The sequence below is a fragment of the Ruegeria sp. H3 genome (assembly GCF_056533095.1).
In genome coordinates this window covers 47,453-65,175 of sequence record NZ_JBQFOD010000005.1, presented here as the reverse complement: position 1 = coordinate 65,175, position 17,723 = coordinate 47,453, and the positions used below count along the sequence as shown (strand labels likewise).

Genomic DNA, 17,723 nt, shown 5'->3' with positions numbered 1-17,723 from the left:
GGGCAAATTGTGGATAAGTATGTAAATCTCATAAAACTTTCGGTTGGCTCTGAAAGCGTGGACACGTTGCAGGCCTGGCAGGACAGTCGCAAACCGCTGTACGAGGATGGCTGCCCGCGCCATGTCACGCGTATGTGGCCCAAGCGTGAAGCCGAGATTCTGAACGGTGGGTCCATCTACTGGGTCATCAAGGGTGTCGTTCAGTGCCGCCAACGTATCCTTCGGCTGGATGAAGTGCGCGGCGAGGATGGTATCCGTCGCTGCGCCATAGTGCTGGACCCCGAGGTACATCGCACCCAAAACGCCCTGAAACGTCCGTTTCAAGGCTGGCGTTATCTCAAACCGGAAGACACACCCGCCGACCTACCCAAAAACCGCGCGCAGGAGGACGCCCTGCCCGACGATCTGAACCGCGCGCTGGCTGAAATCGGCGTTCTGTAGTTACTGCAACCGCTCCAGCAATTCGCTCAGAACCGCTTTGTCGGCCGCATCAAGCTTGGCCACCCGGCTACGCCACAACGTCGCCTGCGATTGCAAGATCAACCCATCCGACAGAACCTTGAGGTGGTTGGCCCGCAGTGTTTCTCCGGTGGAGGTGATATCGGCGATTGCTTCAGCGGTTTCGTTCATCACCGTGCCTTCGGTCGCGCCCTGACTATCAACCAGAGTGTAATCCGCGACGCCCGCATCGGTAAGAAACTCGCGCACCAGCCGGTGGAATTTGGTGGCGATCCGCAGCCGGTGCCCATGTACCTTACGGAATGCGGCTGCCGCCGCGTCCAGATCATCCAACGTATCTACATCGACCCAGCAGGCAGGCGTCGCAATGATCAGATCGGCCCGGCCAAAGCCCAGCGCTGAAACCTCAGCAACCTGCTGTTCCCAGCGCGGCAGCTTTTCTTGCACCAGATCGTTGCCGGTCACGCCTAGATGAATACGGCCCGAAGCCAGTTCGCGCGGGATTTCACCGGCAGAGAGTAGGATCAGAGAAACCCCTTCGATACCACCTACCGTTCCGGCATATTCCCGATCCGATCCACTGCGCGACAGGGTAATGCCGCGCTTTTTGAACCACGAGAATGTCTTGTCCATCAACCGGCCCTTCGAGGGCACGCCCAGCTTTACACTCATTGCGCGGCCTCCTCGATGTCCAGCATCAGGTCGGGTCGGATCACGCCACCAATTGCGGGGATCTCAGACCCGTCACCCAATTGCCGTGTCAGCGCATCATAGCGCCCGCCCGTGGCAATCGGCGGCAGATCAGGTCGACCCTCGGCATAGAAGCCAAAAACAAACCCATCGTAGTATTCCATCGATGTCCGGCCATAGGACGCCTCGAAATCCAGCCGTTCGACATCCACGCCGCGCGCCTGCAGGGCTGCAATCCGCGCCTCAAGTCGGTCCAGCGCCGGGGTGATCTGCGGCAGATCGACCGCCACATCCCGCAGCTGTTCCAGCGCAAAAGGCATCGTCTCGCGCACATTCAACAGGGTTTCCAGCCCCACCAACTCATTGTCAGAAATGGGCGGCGCATTGCGATCCTCGCGCAGCGCTTCGATCCGTTCGGCAATCTCTGGCGCTCGGCGCTTGCCGATCATCGGAAAATCGAACGACAGCGGGTCAGTGGAATCTAGCAGAGCATCGCGCCCTTCAGACCCAGACTTGCGGCCCGCGTACCGATCCAGCAGAGCGCGGAACCGGCGCGGCCGCCACAGATGGCGCATCAACGCCGCCTTTCGGCGGTCTGTTGTGCGTAACCCTTCGACGGCGGCAATCAGTATCCCGATATCCCCGGTCGCAGCCCGCAAAGGCAACCCGCGCAATTGCAAAGCGATAAGCGAGAACACCTCGGCATCCGCCCCGGCCGGATCGTTGCGGTCAAACACCTCATAGCCGACCTGAATATATTCATTGGATCGATCCGGATCATGCTCCTGACGGCGAAACACTTCACCCGAATAGGTATACCGCGCAGGTTCAGCGCCGTCGCGCATGTGCATTTGCACCACCGGCAAGGTAAAGTCCGGGCGCAACATCTGTTCGCCCCGCAGCGCATCCGAAGTGATGTAAGCGCGTCCGCGAATATCCTCACCGTAAAGGTCCAGCAGCGTGTCTGCCGGTTGCAACAGAGGCGTATCCACCACCTGAGCGCCCGCAGCCTCAAAACGGACACGCATCATCGCAGCGCGGGCCTGTATCTGGGAACGGTTGGCCATGGGTCAGTCCTGACTGTCCAAAATTTCACGCACCTTGGCGACCAGATCAGTACGCGGCACTTCGAACTGGCTGGGGCGCTCTTTCCATTCCTCCAGCGTGGCGCTTTCGGCGATCTTGGCCCCCAGGATCAGGTCCTTGATCTGGACGATCCCATTGGCCTTTTCGTCGCCGCCTTCGATCACTGCAATGGGCGAGTTCCGCTTGTCCGCATATTTCAACTGGTTGCCGAAGTTCTTGAGGTTGCCCAGGTAGACTTCGGCCCGGATACCCGCGTTTCGCAGTTCGGCAACCATCGCCTGATAGTCGGCCATGCGGTCGCGATCCATGACGGTTACAACCACCGGACCTTTGGCCTGCGCGCTCAGGCGGCCTTTTTCACGCAGGGCGGCCAGCAGTCGATCAACACCAATTGAGATTCCGGTCGCAGGCACTTCCTGCCCGGTGAACCGCTTGACCAGATCGTCGTAACGACCGCCGCCCGAGACCGAGCCGAACTGACGCTTGCGGCCTTTTTCGTCGAAAATTTCGAAAGTCAGCTCAGCCTCGTAGACTGGTCCGGTGTAGTAGCCGAGACCGCGTACAACTGATGGGTCGATCTCAATCCGGTCAGACCCATAACCGCCTGCATCCAGCAGCGCACCAATCTGTTCCAGTTCGGCAATACCGTCTGCACCGATCTTGCTGTCGCCAACAGCGGCGCGCAAGTTGGCCAGCGTACCGGACGTATCCGCAGCTTTGGACGTCAGGAAGGCAATGACCGGCTCAGCCTGATCTTCGCTGAGACCTACACCATCAATAAACGCACCAGAGGCATCCAGTCGCCCTTTGGTCAGCAGCTCGCGGACGCCGGCCTCCCCCACCTTGTCGAACTTGTCGATGGTGCGCAGGACATTGTCGCGGGCAGTAACATCTTCGCCCAATCCCATCGCCTCCAGCACACCGTTCAGCACCTTGCGATTGTTCACGCGCACCAGATAGTCGCTGCGTGGGATGCCGACTTCTTCCAACGTATCCGACAGCATCGCACAGATCTCGGCATCTGCGGCCATCGAAGCCGTGCCAACCGTATCCGCATCGCACTGATAAAACTGACGATACCGCCCCGGCCCCGGCTTTTCGTTGCGCCAAACCGGACCCATCGCGTAACGGCGATAGGGCGTGGGCAGGTCGTTACGATGCTGTGCATAGACCCGGGCCAAAGGCGCGGTCAGGTCATAGCGCAGGGCCATCCAATCGCCCTTGCCGCCCTCCTCGAACTCCTGCCACGCGAACACGCCCTCATTCGGGCGATCCACATCCGGAAGAAACTTGCCCAGCGCCTCAACCGTCTCAACCGCGCTGCTCTCCAAGGCGTCGAACCCGTAACGATGATACACGCCCGCAATCGTCCGCAGCATCTCGGTGCGCTGCGTGACTTCCTCGCCGAAATAGTCACGGAACCCTTTTGGCGTTACGGCCTTGGGGCGGGGCTGTTTCTTGGGCTTGGCCATGTGGGGCGTCCTTGGGGCATAGTGTTCCGCGCGCGGTCTATCTCATGGCCCGCATCGGGGCAAGGCGGGGTTTCGCTGGCATTGGGTCTTGCGGAGGGCTATGACCAACCCCGAAGGAGACCACAATGCAGCATCTGGAAGAACAGATCGCCCATCTGTCGCGCACGGTTGAGGAGTTGAATACGGTTGTCACCCGGCAGCAAAGCGAGATCGACCGCCTGACAAGACGGGTTGAGATGCTGTTACAGCGCGAGGCGGAACGAGCACAGGAAGGCTCGGGTGGGGTCGTGTTCGGAGATGAGCGGCCCCCGCATTATTGACCCTTGATTGAGCGTCAAACAGTGCGCTTGCCCACATCCCAATGAACCCGCCGCGCTTCACTGACAGGAGAGACCCCATGGTACAGAAACTCGCGTTGGTAACGGGTGCCGCACGTGGCATCGGTCTGGCAACCACCAAACTGTTTCTGGCGGACGGGTGGAATGTTGCGATGATCGACCGGGACGCAGAAACATTGGCTCTGGCAGCACGCGATCTTGAGGGCGCAATGCCCATTGTTGCCGATATTTCGGACCCCGATCAGGTCGACGATATGATACAAACCGTCATGGCGGAATTCGGTCGAATAGACGCCGTGGTGAATAATGCCGGGGTTGCGGATTTCGGACCGATCGAACAACACGGCTTTGAGATGTGGCGCCGGGTTATGGAAACAAATCTGGACGGGGTCTTTTTGGTGTCTCAGGCCGCGATACCCGCACTGAAAGAAAGTCGAGGCGCAATCGTCAACATCGCGTCAATCTCGGGCCTGCGGGCCAGCACCCTGCGCGTTGCTTACGGAACCTCAAAGGCCGGCGTGATCCATCTGACCAAGCAGCAAGCCGCTGAATTGGGCGAATATGGCATTCGCGCCAACTGCGTCTGTCCTGGTCCGGTCCGCACCAAGCTTGCCATGGCCGTTCACACGCCCGAAATCATCGCTGCCTATCATGACGCCATACCACTGAACCGCTACGGCTCAGAAGACGAGATCGCGCAGGTGATCTTTTTCCTATGCTCAGACAGAGCCAGCTATGTGACAGGTCAAGTGATTGCATCAGATGGTGGTTTCGATAGTACAGGCGTGGGCCTGCCTGCCTTGCGGACTCCCGACTGAGTAACCAACCCTGGGATCACAACCCCAACGTCGTCTTCACCGCATTATCGACCACGCCGCCGAGCAAGGCATCCTTATCCTCGGCACATCCCTCTCTCAAAGCGGCGATGAACGCCTCTCGCAGCTGGGCTTTGTCCTCATCCGAACCGGTGTGATCGTTGATATTGATCTGACGGTTATAGATCGACAGGGCTGTCATCTTTTCGACGATCCCGTAAATAATCGTCTCATCGCCATCAGCCTCTTCCACTACCGTGGCGCAGGTATGATACATCAGAGGCAGCGCATCCTGCACCATCTGTTCAGCAGCTTCGTCGGCAAGGGTCATACACGGCAAAGACAAGCAAAAGCTGGCCAACACGTACTTTGATAGGTTCAAACGCATAGCTCTCATTTCCAGTTATGCCCGATGAAGGCCCCGGCCACGCCACCAATCGCCGCGCCCTTGCCATCACCCAGCAACGCGCCAACGCCCGCGCCGATCAAGGCGCCTTCGATGGTGTTCTTTTTCTTCTTCTTATCATCCGCCACTGCAGTCGAAGCCAGCGCCAGCGACGCCACAACTGCCAGTGCAAGTGATCGAATCATCAGGCCTGAAACCGCCATGAGTATGCCCTCCTGTATAACTTCAAAATCAATCTGCAATTCAGCCTAGCGGGGCGGGTCTTCTCTGGCAACAAAAGCCGAGGTCAGAATTCCTCGACTGACATCACGCCTTCCAGGGATTTGATCGCGCCTTTGATCTGTGGATTGATCGGGAAAACCTGCCCCAGGTCCATTTCAACTTCGCCCGGCAGGCCGGGATCCAGAAGGCACAGTTGAATTGGCCCCTTCGTGGCCCCTTTGGCTGCGCTTGCTGCATCCTCAAGCACTTTGGCAACAGTGGGCAACACCTGAGGCTGATCCACGAAGATACGCAACCCGGTTGCACCAGCATCGGCCACGACAGAGTCGACTGGCCCAACAGACCTGCCCAGCAGCTTCAACTGATCGGCCTCCATCGTCGCTTCGGCTGTCAGCACCACTTGCGCCCCGGTTTCCAGAAACTCGCGGCATTTTTCCAGCGTGTCGGAGAAAAGCGTGATCTCATAGGCCCCGGTCGGGTCAGACAATTGAGCAAAAGCAAAGCGATTGCCGCGCGCAGATTTCCGTTCCTGCCGCCCGGCAACAACACCCGCCATTTTGGCGATCAACGGCCCCGAGCGCGCTTTTTCCATCACCTCATCCAAGGTTAGTACCTGCTTGCGTTTCAATGCTGGCATGTAGTCATCCAGCGGATGGCCCGAGAGGTAGAAGCCAATCGCCTTGAATTCTTCACTCAAGCGTTCCGCAGGCAACCAATCGGGCGTGGGTGACAAGCGCGGTTCGGGCAAGTCATCCCCCGCCTCACCAAACAGCGAAACCTGGTTCGAGTTCTTCTGTTCGTGGATCGCCGCAGAATACTGCACCAACGGATCCAGGCTTTCGAACACGCGGCGGCGGTTTTTATCAAGCTCATCGAAGGCCCCGGCGCGCGCCAGCATTTCAAGCGGGCGTTTGCCAACCCGTTTCAAATCGACCCGGCGGGCAAAATCAAACAGGTTCACGAACGGTTTCTCGCCCCGTCCTTCGACCACCAGGTTCATCGCCTCCACGCCCACGTTTTTTAGCGCGCCCAGCGCATAAACCAGATGCCCATCCACAACATCGAAGGTCGCCTGAGACCGGTTCACGCAGGGCGGCACATAAGGCAGTTCCAACCCCTTGCGGACCTCTTCGAAATAAACGGCCAGTTTATCGGTCAGATGGATATCGCAGTTCATGACACCGGCCATGAACTCAACCGGATGGTTCGCCTTCAGCCAGCCTGTCTGATAGCTGACCACCGCATAGGCGGCGGCGTGGGATTTGTTGAAGCCATAGTTGGCAAACTTGTCCAGCAGGTTCCAAACCTCGGTCGCCTTGGCCTCATCCACGTTATTCTCGGCGGCACCTTTGAGGAATTTGGGCCGCTCGGCATCCATCGCTTCTTGGATTTTCTTACCCATCGCGCGCCGCAACAAGTCCGCGCCGCCAAGGCTGTAGCCCGCCATTTCCTGCGCGATCTGCATCACCTGTTCCTGGTAGACGATGATGCCTTGGGTTTCGTCCAGGATATGATCAATCGACGGGTGCAGCGTGTCCCGTTCACTGAGTTTGTTCTTGACCTCACAGAACTTGGGGATGTTCTCCATCGGGCCAGGGCGATACAGCGCGACAAGGGCGATGATGTCCTCGATACAGTCCGGTTTCATCCGCTTCAGCGCGTCCATCATGCCCGAGGATTCCACCTGGAACACCGCCACCGTCTTGGCTGCGGAGTAGAGCTTGTACGTCGCCTCATCATCCAGCGGGATCGCGTTGATCTGATTCACGGCTCCTTCCGCCGGCTCGTACAATTCCGTGCCATCCGGCGCGATGTGCAAATCCCGCCCGGATTTGAAGATCAAATCCATCGCGTTCTGGATCACGGTCAGCGTTTTCAAACCCAGAAAGTCAAACTTCACCAGCCCGGCCTGTTCCACCCATTTCATGTTGAATTGGGTGGCCGGCATATCCGAACGCGGATCCTGATAAAGCGGCACCAGCGCGTCCAAAGACCGATCTCCGATCACGACCCCCGCAGCGTGGGTCGAGGCGTTGCGCAAAAGCCCTTCGACCTGCTGGCCGTAATTCAGCAGGCGGTCCACGACCTCCTCGCTGCGCGCCTCTTCGCGCAAGCGCGGTTCGTCCTTCAGGGCCTTTTCGATGGAGACGGGTTTGACTCCTTCGACCGGGATCATCTTGGACAGCCGGTCGACCTGCCCATACGGCATCTGCAAAACCCGCCCGATGTCACGTACGGCAGCTTTCGACAGCAATGCACCAAAAGTGATGATCTGCCCCACCTTGTCGCGGCCGTATTTCTGCTGCACATAGCGGATCACCTCTTCGCGCCGGTCCATGCAGAAATCGATATCGAAGTCCGGCATCGAGACCCGCTCGGGGTTCAGGAACCGCTCGAACAGCAGTGAATAGCGCAGCGGGTCAAGGTCGGTGATCGTTAGCGCATAGGCCACCAATGAGCCCGCGCCCGAGCCCCGCCCTGGCCCCACCGGAATGTCGTGGTCCTTGGCCCATTGGATGAAATCAGCAACGATCAGGAAGTAGCCCGGAAAACCCATGCCTTCGATGATGTCCAGCTCGAAATCCAGCCGTTTCTGATATTCCTCAGGCGTCACCGCATGGGGGATCACAGCCAGACGTTTCTGCAAGCCTTCATTGGCAATGCGGCGCAGTTCGGCCACCTCATCATCCGCGAATTTCGGCAGGATCGGATCGCGGCGATACGCCATGAAGGCGCAGCGCTTTGCGATCTCAACTGTATTTTCGATGGCCTCAGGCAGATCGGCGAACAGAGTCGTCATTTCTTGTTGCGACTTGAAATAATGCTGCGCTGTCAGGCGACGGCGGCCTTCTTGCTGATCAACATAAGCGCCCTCAGCGATACAGATCAGCGCATCATGCGCCTCATACATGTCCGAGGTCGGGAAGTAGACATCGTTGGTGGCCACCAATGGCAGCTTCTTGGCGTAAGCCATTTCCACATGGCCACGTTCGGTCAGGCGTTCGGCCTCGGGCTGGCCATCTTCGCCGGGATGGCGCTGCAATTCGACATACAAACGGCCTGGGAACATCCCCACAAGCCGGTCTACCAGAACCTCAGCCGCAGGGCGCTGCCCTTGCTGCAACAGCCTGCCCACCGGCCCATCAGGGCCACCGGTCAGGCAGATCAGGCCGTCAGCCCGCTCTGCCAGCTCGTCCAACGTCACCTGTGGCAACTGCCCGCCCTTGTCCACGTATAGACAAGAACTGAGCTTCATCAGGTTCTCATACCCCGCTTCGGATTGCGCCAGCAACACCAGCGGTGCGGGCGCCTTGGGCTTCTCGCCTGGCTGCGCCTGCAGGTAGGTTAGATCGACCTGACAGCCCATGATCGGTTGTATCCCGGCCCCGCTGGCCGAGACGGAAAACTCCAAAGCCGAGAACATGCTGTTCGTGTCAGTGACGGCGACCGCGGGCATCTCCATTTTCTCGCACAAGGCGGGCAGCTTTTTCAGCCGCACGGCCCCTTCCAGCAGAGAATATTCGGTGTGAACGCGGAGATGAATGAATCGAGGGGTACTGCTCATACCCTCTACGCTATCGCAGCCAGCAGTCGCACAAAAGCGGGAACCGACGCTTTGGGATGCCTAAAAAATCAGCGCGGATTATTCGGCTTTTTCAGAAGGTGCTTCGGGGATGGCGGCAAGTTCAGTTCAGAAAACAATTTAATTTCAACGGGCTGAGCACTACCGAACACCGATGTTTTCACACTGTTCGGCTGCAATGGTACATTATATAGGCAGTTTTTCTTGCCAGATAAGCCACGCTGTTTCTAACATCATACGGCAAGCTACTCGCCCGCCACTCTTTCTACGTCGCATCGAAGGAGGGCCGAAAGGGCGCAACCGGGTAAGGCGACGGGTTTCTCGTATGACGATCACGTTTCTTCTGAACGGAGAGACAGTGGAACTGGAGGATGTCGATCCGACAGCCACCCTGCTGGACTGGCTGCGCGAAGATCGCGACCTGACCGGCACCAAAGAGGGCTGCAACGAAGGTGATTGCGGCGCCTGCACCGTCATGGTGACGGATGCGGATGGCCACAAGGCGCTGAATTCCTGCATTCTGTTCCTGCCCCAGTTGCACGGCAAAGCGGTCCGCACCGTCGAAGGGGCAAGCGGCCCGAACGGCGAGACGCACCCGGTGCAACAGGCCATGGTCGACCTGCATGGCTCGCAATGCGGCTTCTGTACGCCGGGCTTTGTGATGTCCATGGTCACAAGTCACGCCACCGGCGCCACGGACCACGACACGCAACTGGCCGGGAACCTGTGCCGCTGCACCGGCTATGCCCCGATCATCCGCGCCGCCCAAGCCGCCGAATCCCAACCGACCCCGGAATGGATCACCGACGACCAGTCCTTATCTTGTTCAAAAATACCTCGGGGGGAGGCCGCAGGCCGGGGGGCAGAGCCCCCCTTGCTCCCCACGTCATCCGACGAATTGGCGGAAGTCTATGCACGGCACCCCAACGCGACCCTGATCGCGGGGGCCACCGATGTTGGCCTCTGGGTCACTAAGCAGTTGCGCGATCTCGACCCGGTGATCTTTCTCAGCCGCTGCGACGACCTGAAACAGATCACCTTCACCGATGACGACATCCGTTTCGGAGCAATGGTCGATATGAACCGCATGGGTGACGCGCTTGCCGACATCCACCCCTCTTACGCCGAGATGATCCGGCGCTATGCCAGCGTTCAGGTCCGCCACGCAGCGACCGTCGGCGGCAATATCGCCAATGGCTCACCCATCGGGGACAACCCGCCCGCCCTGATCGCTTTGGGTGCAACTTTGCATCTGCGCAAGAGCGGCGAACGGCGCTCGATCCCGCTTGAGGATTTCTTCATCGAATACAGCAAGCAAGACCGTGCCCCTGGCGAGTTCGTCGAGGCCGTGAGCTTCCCGCGTCAGCCCGACAGGCTCAAGGCATACAAACTCAGCAAACGGTTCGATCAGGACATCTCGGCCGTGTGCGGCTGTTTCAATATCACCGTTACGGACGGCACCGTAACGCAGGCACGTATTGCGTTTGGTGGCATGGCAGGAACTCCGAAACGGGCAACCCATGTCGAGGCCGCACTGATCGGCAAACCCTGGTCGCGCGCGGTGATTGACGCCGCGCTGCCCAGCTTTGCGGACGATTATTCACCACTCACGGACATGCGCGCCTCGGCCACCTATCGTCTGGAGACCGCCAAAGCGATGCTGGAACGGTATTTCCTGGAAGATCAGGGCGAAGTGACCGACGTGCTGAAGGTGACGGCATGAGCGTGACCAAACCCCTCCCCCACGACGCGGCCCCTCTGCATGTGGCCGGTGTTGCACGCTATGTGGATGACATCCCGACGCCGAAAGGCACCCTCCATCTGGCCTTTGGTCTGAGCCCGATTGCCAAAGGCACGATCAACGCGATGGACCTGTCGGCCGTGAAAGCTGCGGATGGCGTGATGCAGGTGGTGACGGCCGAGGATCTGCCCTTCGCCAACGATGTCTCGCCCTCGATCCACGACGAGCCACTACTGTCGGATGGAACGGTGCACTATATCGGTCAGCCCGTGTTTCTGGTCGTCGCCACCAGCCATCTCGCCGCCCGCAAGGCCGCGCGGTTGGGCAAGATCGACTATGCCGAAGACACCCCGATCCTGACCATCGAAGACGCTCTGGCTGCCGACAGCCGGTTCGAGGATGGCCCCCGCATATACTCCAAGGGCGACGCTGACGCCGCGATCGCTAGCGCGCCCCATATAATCGAAGGAAGCTTCGAGCTTGGCGGGCAAGAGCATTTCTACCTCGAAGGTCAAGCGGCGCTTGCCGTGCCGAATGAAGGCGCGGATATGCTGGTCCACAGTTCCACCCAGCACCCGACCGAGATTCAGCACAAAGTAGCCGATGCGCTGGGCGTTCCCATGCACGCGGTCCGGGTCGAGACCCGCCGGATGGGCGGAGGGTTCGGCGGCAAGGAAAGTCAAGGCAACGCTCTAGCAGTGGCTTGTGCTATTGCCGCGCGCGCCACCGGCAAGGCTTGCAAGATGCGCTATGATCGTGATGACGACATGATCATTACCGGCAAACGCCATGCCTTCCGCATCTCCTACGAAGCCGGGTTTGATGAGAACGGCCACATTCAAGGCGTCTCGTTCCTACACCACGCGATTTGTGGCTGGGCGCAGGACCTGTCTCTGCCCGTCGCCGATCGAGCGATGCTGCATTCGGACAACGCCTACCTGCTGCCCAATGCTCGGATCGAGAGCCACCGGCTGAAAACCAACACCCAATCCGCCACCGCCTATCGCGGGTTCGGCGGCCCTCAGGGCATGGTCGGCATCGAGCGCGTCATGGATCACGCCGCGCATGAATTGGGCCTGGACCCGGTCGAGCTGCGTCGCCGGAACTACTATGAACCGGCACATACAGTCGCCGAGACGCGGCCAGAAGAGAAACCACTGGGTCACCCCGATCCGCACGAAGACCTGACAAGCCGGGGCGCAGTTGAGATGGGCGACGCACCCGTGCGCCCTCTGCCCGCAGGCGGCAACACCACGCTCTACGGCATGGAGGTCAGCGATTTCGAACTGCATGGCATGACCGAAGCGCTGCTGAAATCCAGCAACTACGCTGCGCGTAGAGCCGCCGTCGAAAAGTGGAATGCCGAGAATAGCGTAGTCAAAAAGGGCATCGCCTTTTCCCCCGTCAAGTTCGGGATTTCCTTCACGCTCACCCACCTCAATCAAGCAGGTGCGTTGGTGCATGTGTATCAGGACGGCTCGGTTCATCTGAATCATGGCGGCACCGAGATGGGTCAGGGCCTGTTCCAGAAAGTCGCACAGGTCGCTGCGTCGCGCTTTGGCATTCCGCTGGAGATGGTCAAGATCACCGCAACCGACACGGCCAAAGTACCGAACACATCGGCCACCGCGGCGTCTTCGGGCAGTGACCTGAACGGCATGGCGGTCAAAGCGGCCTGCGACACGATCCGCGACCGGATGGCCGACTATCTGGCCGAGCGTCATCAGGCGGACCCGTCGACTGTTACTTTCTCGGACGGTCACGTCTCGGTCGGTGCGGAACGCTATACCTTCTCTGAGGCCGCCGCTTTGGCCTATCAGGGTCGCATCAGCCTGTCGGCAACCGGTTTCTACAAAACACCCAAGATCGAATGGGACCGGATCGCAGGCCGGGGCCGTCCGTTCTTTTACTTCGCCTATGGCGCATCCGTCACCGAGGTGGCCATCGACACCCTAACCGGCGAAAACCGCATTCTGCGCACCGATATCCTGCATGATGCAGGCGCGTCGCTGAACCCGGCGCTCGATATCGGACAGGTCGAAGGCGGCTATGTGCAAGGTGCAGGCTGGTTGACGACCGAGGAACTGGTTTGGGATGGCAAGGGCAACCTGCGCACACACGCGCCCTCGACCTACAAAATCCCAGCCTGTTCGGACCGGCCTGATATCTTCAACGTCGCGCTTTGGGATGGCGAGAACCGCGAGGATACGATCTATCGCTCGAAGGCGGTGGGTGAGCCACCCTTCATGCTGGGCATTTCGGCATGGTTGGCCCTGTCGAATGCGGTCGCAGCCTGCGGCGACAGCTATCCGGCGCTGGATGCACCCGCCACGGCCGAGGAAGTCTGGCGCGGTGTTCAGCGGGTGAAGGGGGGCATCTGATGGGTTTCGACCTAGAGGCTTTGAGGGAGGCGGTCAGAACCCACGGTAAGGTGACTCGGGTCGTCATCGCCGCAATCAAGGGATCGTCCCCACGCGAGGTTGGTGCCGCGATGTTGGTCTGGCGGGATGGCCAGAGCGGAACGATTGGCGGCGGCACATTGGAGTTTCAGGCCGCCGAAGCCGCGCGGTCCCAATCCCTCCCCACCCGTCTAACCCATCACGCGCTTGGACCCGATATGGGCCAATGCTGCGGCGGCGCAGTTTCACTGTTCAGCGAGGTCTTTGATACAAAGACGGTTGAAGCACTCGACGACACGATCATAGCGCGATCCGCATCTGAAGACGAAATGCCTCTGTCAGTGAAACGGTTGTTGGCGACTGCGCGCGGTCAGGGGATTGCCCCCGAACCGCAGCTGATCGATGGCTGGATGGTGGAACCCGTTCACAAACCCACGCGGGACCTGTGGATCTGGGGTGCTGGTCATGTAGGCCGTGCGCTGGTGGACGTTCTGTCCCCCCTGCCCGACATCGCGATCACCTGGGTCGACACAGGACCCGAGCGCTTCCCGGCCTCGGTCCCAGCAGGTGTCACCACAGTTCCAGTGGCCAAACCAGCCGAGCTGGTTCGCCATGTACGGCCCAATGCTGAGCATCTTGTGCTGACTTATTCACACAATCTGGATTTAGAACTGTGCAACCGGCTGCTTTCGCATGATTTCCGCTTTGCGGGGCTGATCGGCTCGGCTACGAAATGGGCGCGATTCCGGTCGCGGCTGGCAGCTCTTGGGCATTCGCCTGAACAGATCAGCCGGATCACCTGTCCAATCGGCGATCCCGCTCTGGGCAAACACCCGCAAATGATCGCCGTTGGCGTCGCCGCGCAGCTTCTGCGTCCGGCCCGACGGACTGAGTTGAAGAAGGACCTGAGCGCGTGACCACTCCACTCTTAAGCCTGCAAGGGCTGACCAAGGCCTATCCCGGCGTCGTGGCCAATGATCAGGTGTCGTTCGACATCGGCGAAGGCGAAGTTCATGCGCTGCTGGGCGAGAACGGCGCGGGGAAATCCACGCTGGTCAAGATGATCTATGGGCTGGTGAAGCCAGACAGCGGCACTATGATGCTACGAGGCCAGCCCTTCGCCCCTGCGGAACCCCGCGCGGCGCGGGCGGATGGGATTGCGATGGTGTTCCAGCACTTCTCGCTGTTCGATGCGCTGAACGTGGCTGAAAATATTGCGTTGGGGATGGAAAACCCTCCGCCCATGGGCGATCTGGCATCGCGTATCCGAGAGGTGTCTGAAACTTACGGCCTGCCGCTGGACCCGTACCGCACGGTCGGCGACCTGTCCGCGGGAGAGCGTCAGCGGGTCGAGATCATCCGCTGCCTGCTGCAGGACCCCAAGCTGCTGATCATGGACGAACCAACCAGCGTGCTGACCCCACAAGAGGTCGAAATCCTGTTTGAGACGCTAAACAAGCTGCGGTCTGAGGGCACCTCGATCCTTTATATCTCGCATAAACTCGAAGAGATCCGCACGCTTTGCGACCACGCCACAATCCTGCGTTTGGGCAAGAATGTGGGGGAATGCGTGCCTGCCGAGACGTCGGCCCGTGACATGGCCGAGATGATGGTGGGATCAACCTTGCAAACCCCGGAACGGTCGGGCCGCGCCTTCGGTGAAGTTGCGTTGGATGTCAGCGGTCTGTCGGTGCCTTCCCCTTCGGAATTCGGAACCGCGCTGAAGAACGTTCATATGACCGTCCGCAAAGGCGAGGTTCTGGGGATCGGCGGCGTCGCCGGGAACGGTCAGGACGAACTGCTGGGCGTGTTGTCAGGTGAAATCCAAACCGCCACTGATGCGATCAAGTTCAACGGCCAACCGATTGGCAAGCTGGGCCCAACCGCACGCCGCAAGCTGGGCGTACTGACCGCGCCTGAGGAACGGCTGGGTCATGCCGCCGCACCCGATATGAGCCTGACGGAAAACGCCCTGCTCACGGGATCGGTAAGGGAGGGGCTGGAAAGCAACGGTTTTCTGAAATGGGCCGATACCAAAAGCTTTGCCGAGAAAATCATCAGCGCGTTCGATGTGCGCACGCCGGGGCCCGAAAACGCCGCGCGGTCGCTGTCAGGCGGAAACCTGCAGAAATTCGTGATCGGTCGTGAGGTCCTGCAGAACCCAGATGTTCTGGTGGTGAACCAACCGACATGGGGTGTGGATGCGGCGGCTGCGGCCTCGATCCGGCAAGCCATTTTGGACCTGGCGGCCAAAGGAACCGCCGTCATTTGCATCTCGCAGGATCTGGATGAGCTGATGGAAATCTCGGACAGTTTCGCCGCACTGAATGAAGGCCGCCTGAGCGCGCCGCGCGAGACCACAGGCCTGACGGTGGATGAGATCGGCCTGATGATGGGCGGCGCGCATGGCATGGAGGTGGCCCATGTGTGATCCGATGCCCGCCTTCGGCAAAAGAGACAAAAAACAAACGAGAATGCGCAGGGGGATGGGCAGATGATTGTGTTGGAGAAACGGCCACAGCCGTCCAAGGCGTGGTCTTATGCGACCCCACTGGTGGCTGTCTTGGCGACGATGGTGTTTGGCGGTGTCCTGTTCGCCATTCTGGGAAAGAACCCGGTCGAAGCGATCGGCACGATCTTCTGGGAACCGCTGTTCGGTGAGTTCGCGTTCTACTACCGTCCACAGCTTTTGGTGAAAGGCGCGCCTTTGGTGCTGATCGCCATCGGCCTGTCGCTGGGGTTCCGGGCTGGGATCTGGAATATCGGGGCCGAGGGCCAGTACATCATGGGTGCCATTTTCGGGGCGGGTGCTGGATTGGCTTTCTACCCGATGGAAGCGTTCTACATCTTTCCGATCATGGTACTTGCCGGGGCGTTTGGTGGCTGGCTCTGGGCGATGATCCCAGCCTTTCTGAAGGTACGCTTCGGGACAAATGAAATCCTTGTGTCTCTGATGCTGGTCTATGTGGCCGAGCAGATGCTGGCCTCGGTCTCGCTGGGCCTCCTGAAAAACCCCGAAGGGTTCGGCTTTCCCGGTTCGCGCAATCTGCAATCCTATGACAGCGCGCATAATGCCGAGTTGATCGCAGGGTCGGGGATGCATTGGGGTGTCGTCGCGGCCTTCGTTGCGGTGATCTTCTCTTATGTGCTGCTGAACCGCCATATGCTGGGGTTTCACATTCGACTTACCGGCGAAGCACCACGCGCTGCGAAATTCGCAGGGGTAAACCCGGCCCGTCTGATCCTGTTCTGCCTTGGCATGTCTGGTGCATTGGCCGGGCTGGCGGGAATGTTCGAAGTGTCTGGACCCTCTGGGCAGGTCAGCATCGACTTCAACGTCGGCTATGGCTTCACGGCGATCATCGTGGCCTTTCTGGGCCGATTGCACCCGGTGGGTATTCTGCTGGCCGGTGGCCTGATGGCGTTGACCTATATCGGCGGTGAAATCGCACAGTCCCAGCTGGGGCTACCAGCCGCCGCCATTCAGGTGTTTCAGGGGATGCTGCTGTTCTTCCTTCTGGCCTTCGATCTTTTGACAAACTACCGCATCCGTGCGGCTCGTAGCGAGGTGGCATAATGGACCTTGGTGAAATCAATCCCGTCCTTCTGATCGCCTCGCTGATGGTGGCCGCAACCCCCCTACTGCTGGCCGCAATCGGAGAGCTGGTTGTCGAGAAAGCAGGCGTTCTGAACCTCGGTGTCGAGGGCATGATGATCGTTGGTGCAATCAGCGGATTTGCGATATCGGTCGAGACCGGCTCTCCGTGGTTGGGCTTTGTCGCCGCAGCGATTGGTGGTGCGGTGCTATCCCTTTTGTTTGTTTTGCTGACGCAAGTGGCGCTGGCCAACCAGGTGGCCAGCGGACTGGCGCTGACCCTGTTCGGCCTCGGCTTCAGCGCGCTGATGGGACAAAGCTATGTGGGCATCAAGCCGCCCAGCATGGGGGATATCCATATCCCAATACTCAGCGATATTCCTGTCATTGGCCCGATCCTGTTCCAGCATGACCCGATCCTCTATGTTGGCATCGCGCTTACGGCGGCGGTCTGGGCCACGTTGAAATACACCCGTGTGGGTTTGATCCTGCGCGCGGTGGGTGAAAACCACGATGCAGCCCATGCCTTGGGCTACAAGGTCATAAAGATCCGCATTCTGGCGATCCTGTTCGGGGGTGCCTGTGCGGGTCTCGGTGGCGCCTATATCAGTCTGATCCGAGTACCACAGTGGACCGAAGGCATGACCGCCGGTGTGGGATGGATTGCCCTGGCGCTGGTGGTCTTTGCCAGCTGGAAACCATGGCGCGCCTTGCTGGGTGCCTATTTGTTCGGCGGCATCACCGTGTTGCAGCTTAATTTGCAGGCAGCGGGCGTTGCCATCCCGGTCGAGTATCTGGCAATGTCGCCCTACATCATCACGATCCTTGTGCTTGTGATCCTTTCGGCCGACAAGAGCAGCGCACCTGCCTCACTGGGCCGAATATTCCATGCCTCACACTAGGGGCCAACTGAACCA

General features: G+C 59.6%; 15 protein-coding genes. 9 read left to right on the top strand and 6 right to left on the bottom strand.

All coding sequences use genetic code 11. The features are described from left to right. Positions 1 to 9: 9 nt before the first annotated feature. Entirely contained in the window at positions 10 to 441 is a 432-nt protein-coding gene (locus ACR0JE_RS07940; protein WP_480863798.1) for a DUF1489 family protein, read from the top strand. Here the strand turns inward: ACR0JE_RS07940 and hisG are convergent, their stop codons facing one another. From hisG to hisS, 3 genes are read right to left on the bottom strand one after another with little or no spacing between them, the layout of a single operon-like run. Next, positions 442 to 1,131, bottom strand: a complete 690-nt coding sequence (hisG, locus tag ACR0JE_RS07935; RefSeq protein ID WP_480863797.1) for an ATP phosphoribosyltransferase — start codon at positions 1,129 to 1,131, stop codon at positions 442 to 444. Then, complete coding sequence (locus ACR0JE_RS07930) at positions 1,128 to 2,216, bottom strand: ATP phosphoribosyltransferase regulatory subunit (protein ID WP_480863796.1); 1,089 nt, start codon at positions 2,214 to 2,216, stop codon at positions 1,128 to 1,130. The genes hisG and ACR0JE_RS07930 overlap by 4 nt, the downstream gene beginning before the upstream one ends. A 3-nt stretch (positions 2,217 to 2,219) precedes the next feature. Next, entirely contained in the window at positions 2,220 to 3,707 is a 1,488-nt protein-coding gene (gene hisS / locus ACR0JE_RS07925) for a histidine--tRNA ligase (RefSeq protein WP_480863795.1), read from the bottom strand. A gap of 125 nt (positions 3,708 to 3,832) precedes the next feature. Here hisS and ACR0JE_RS07920 point away from each other — a divergent pair, with 125 nt between their 5' ends. Both ACR0JE_RS07920 and ACR0JE_RS07915 read left to right on the top strand, forming a co-directional pair. Beyond that, the gene (locus ACR0JE_RS07920) at positions 3,833 to 4,027 is read left to right on the top strand and encodes a SlyX family protein (protein WP_170536130.1); all 195 of its coding nucleotides are present in this window, start codon (positions 3,833 to 3,835) and stop codon (positions 4,025 to 4,027) included. Positions 4,028 to 4,104: 77 nt separating this feature from the next. After that, on the top strand, positions 4,105 to 4,863 hold the full coding sequence (locus ACR0JE_RS07915) for an SDR family NAD(P)-dependent oxidoreductase (RefSeq protein ID WP_480863793.1): 759 nt from the start codon (positions 4,105 to 4,107) through the stop codon (positions 4,861 to 4,863). Positions 4,864 to 4,879: 16 nt separating this feature from the next. On the opposite strand, the gene ACR0JE_RS07910 is transcribed toward ACR0JE_RS07915, so the two are convergent. The 3 genes from ACR0JE_RS07910 to dnaE form a co-directional block, all read right to left on the bottom strand. Beyond that, the gene (locus ACR0JE_RS07910; protein ID WP_480863792.1) at positions 4,880 to 5,248 is read right to left on the bottom strand and encodes a hypothetical protein; all 369 of its coding nucleotides are present in this window, start codon (positions 5,246 to 5,248) and stop codon (positions 4,880 to 4,882) included. Positions 5,249 to 5,253: 5 nt separating this feature from the next. After that, positions 5,254 to 5,469, bottom strand: coding sequence for a YMGG-like glycine zipper-containing protein (locus ACR0JE_RS07905; protein ID WP_480548738.1), 216 nt, complete (start codon positions 5,467 to 5,469; stop codon positions 5,254 to 5,256). An 83-nt stretch (positions 5,470 to 5,552) separates the two neighbouring features. Then, entirely contained in the window at positions 5,553 to 9,053 is a 3,501-nt protein-coding gene (dnaE, locus tag ACR0JE_RS07900) for a DNA polymerase III subunit alpha (RefSeq protein ID WP_480863790.1), read from the bottom strand. Positions 9,054 to 9,396: 343 nt separating this feature from the next. Here dnaE and xdhA point away from each other — a divergent pair, with 343 nt between their 5' ends. From xdhA to ACR0JE_RS07870, 6 genes are all read left to right on the top strand, one after another. Next, on the top strand, positions 9,397 to 10,794 hold the full coding sequence (gene xdhA, locus ACR0JE_RS07895; RefSeq protein WP_480863789.1) for a xanthine dehydrogenase small subunit: 1,398 nt from the start codon (positions 9,397 to 9,399) through the stop codon (positions 10,792 to 10,794). Then, on the top strand, positions 10,791 to 13,193 hold the full coding sequence (gene xdhB / locus ACR0JE_RS07890) for a xanthine dehydrogenase molybdopterin binding subunit (protein ID WP_480863788.1): 2,403 nt from the start codon (positions 10,791 to 10,793) through the stop codon (positions 13,191 to 13,193). Before xdhA ends, xdhB begins: the two co-directional genes overlap by 4 nt. After that, complete coding sequence (xdhC, locus tag ACR0JE_RS07885) at positions 13,193 to 14,128, top strand: xanthine dehydrogenase accessory protein XdhC (RefSeq protein WP_480863787.1); 936 nt, start codon at positions 13,193 to 13,195, stop codon at positions 14,126 to 14,128. The genes xdhB and xdhC overlap by 1 nt, the downstream gene beginning before the upstream one ends. Continuing rightward, complete coding sequence (locus tag ACR0JE_RS07880; protein WP_480863786.1) at positions 14,125 to 15,642, top strand: ABC transporter ATP-binding protein; 1,518 nt, start codon at positions 14,125 to 14,127, stop codon at positions 15,640 to 15,642. The genes xdhC and ACR0JE_RS07880 overlap by 4 nt, the downstream gene beginning before the upstream one ends. Positions 15,643 to 15,705: 63 nt before the next feature. After that, on the top strand, positions 15,706 to 16,788 hold the full coding sequence (locus ACR0JE_RS07875) for an ABC transporter permease (protein WP_170536120.1): 1,083 nt from the start codon (positions 15,706 to 15,708) through the stop codon (positions 16,786 to 16,788). Further along, positions 16,788 to 17,708 carry an ABC transporter permease gene (locus ACR0JE_RS07870; RefSeq protein WP_480548726.1) on the top strand — a complete coding sequence of 307 codons (921 nt, stop codon included), beginning with the start codon at positions 16,788 to 16,790 and terminating at the stop codon, positions 17,706 to 17,708. The genes ACR0JE_RS07875 and ACR0JE_RS07870 overlap by 1 nt, the downstream gene beginning before the upstream one ends. Positions 17,709 to 17,723 lie beyond the last annotated feature (15 nt).

Coding starts and splice junctions, on each gene's coding strand:
- ACR0JE_RS07870 (WP_480548726.1), top strand. CDS start 16,788: ATGGACCTTGGTGAAATCAATCCCGTCCTTCTGATCGCCTCGCTGATG.
- ACR0JE_RS07905 (WP_480548738.1), bottom strand. CDS start 5,469: ATGGCGGTTTCAGGCCTGATGATTCGATCACTTGCACTGGCAGTTGTG.
- xdhC (WP_480863787.1), top strand. CDS start 13,193: ATGGGTTTCGACCTAGAGGCTTTGAGGGAGGCGGTCAGAACCCACGGT.
- ACR0JE_RS07910 (WP_480863792.1), bottom strand. CDS start 5,248: ATGCGTTTGAACCTATCAAAGTACGTGTTGGCCAGCTTTTGCTTGTCT.
- ACR0JE_RS07915 (WP_480863793.1), top strand. CDS start 4,105: ATGGTACAGAAACTCGCGTTGGTAACGGGTGCCGCACGTGGCATCGGT.
- hisG (WP_480863797.1), bottom strand. CDS start 1,131: ATGAGTGTAAAGCTGGGCGTGCCCTCGAAGGGCCGGTTGATGGACAAG.
- ACR0JE_RS07930 (WP_480863796.1), bottom strand. CDS start 2,216: ATGGCCAACCGTTCCCAGATACAGGCCCGCGCTGCGATGATGCGTGTC.
- ACR0JE_RS07920 (WP_170536130.1), top strand. CDS start 3,833: ATGCAGCATCTGGAAGAACAGATCGCCCATCTGTCGCGCACGGTTGAG.
- hisS (WP_480863795.1), bottom strand. CDS start 3,707: ATGGCCAAGCCCAAGAAACAGCCCCGCCCCAAGGCCGTAACGCCAAAA.
- ACR0JE_RS07875 (WP_170536120.1), top strand. CDS start 15,706: ATGATTGTGTTGGAGAAACGGCCACAGCCGTCCAAGGCGTGGTCTTAT.
- xdhA (WP_480863789.1), top strand. CDS start 9,397: ATGACGATCACGTTTCTTCTGAACGGAGAGACAGTGGAACTGGAGGAT.
- dnaE (WP_480863790.1), bottom strand. CDS start 9,053: ATGAGCAGTACCCCTCGATTCATTCATCTCCGCGTTCACACCGAATAT.
- xdhB (WP_480863788.1), top strand. CDS start 10,791: ATGAGCGTGACCAAACCCCTCCCCCACGACGCGGCCCCTCTGCATGTG.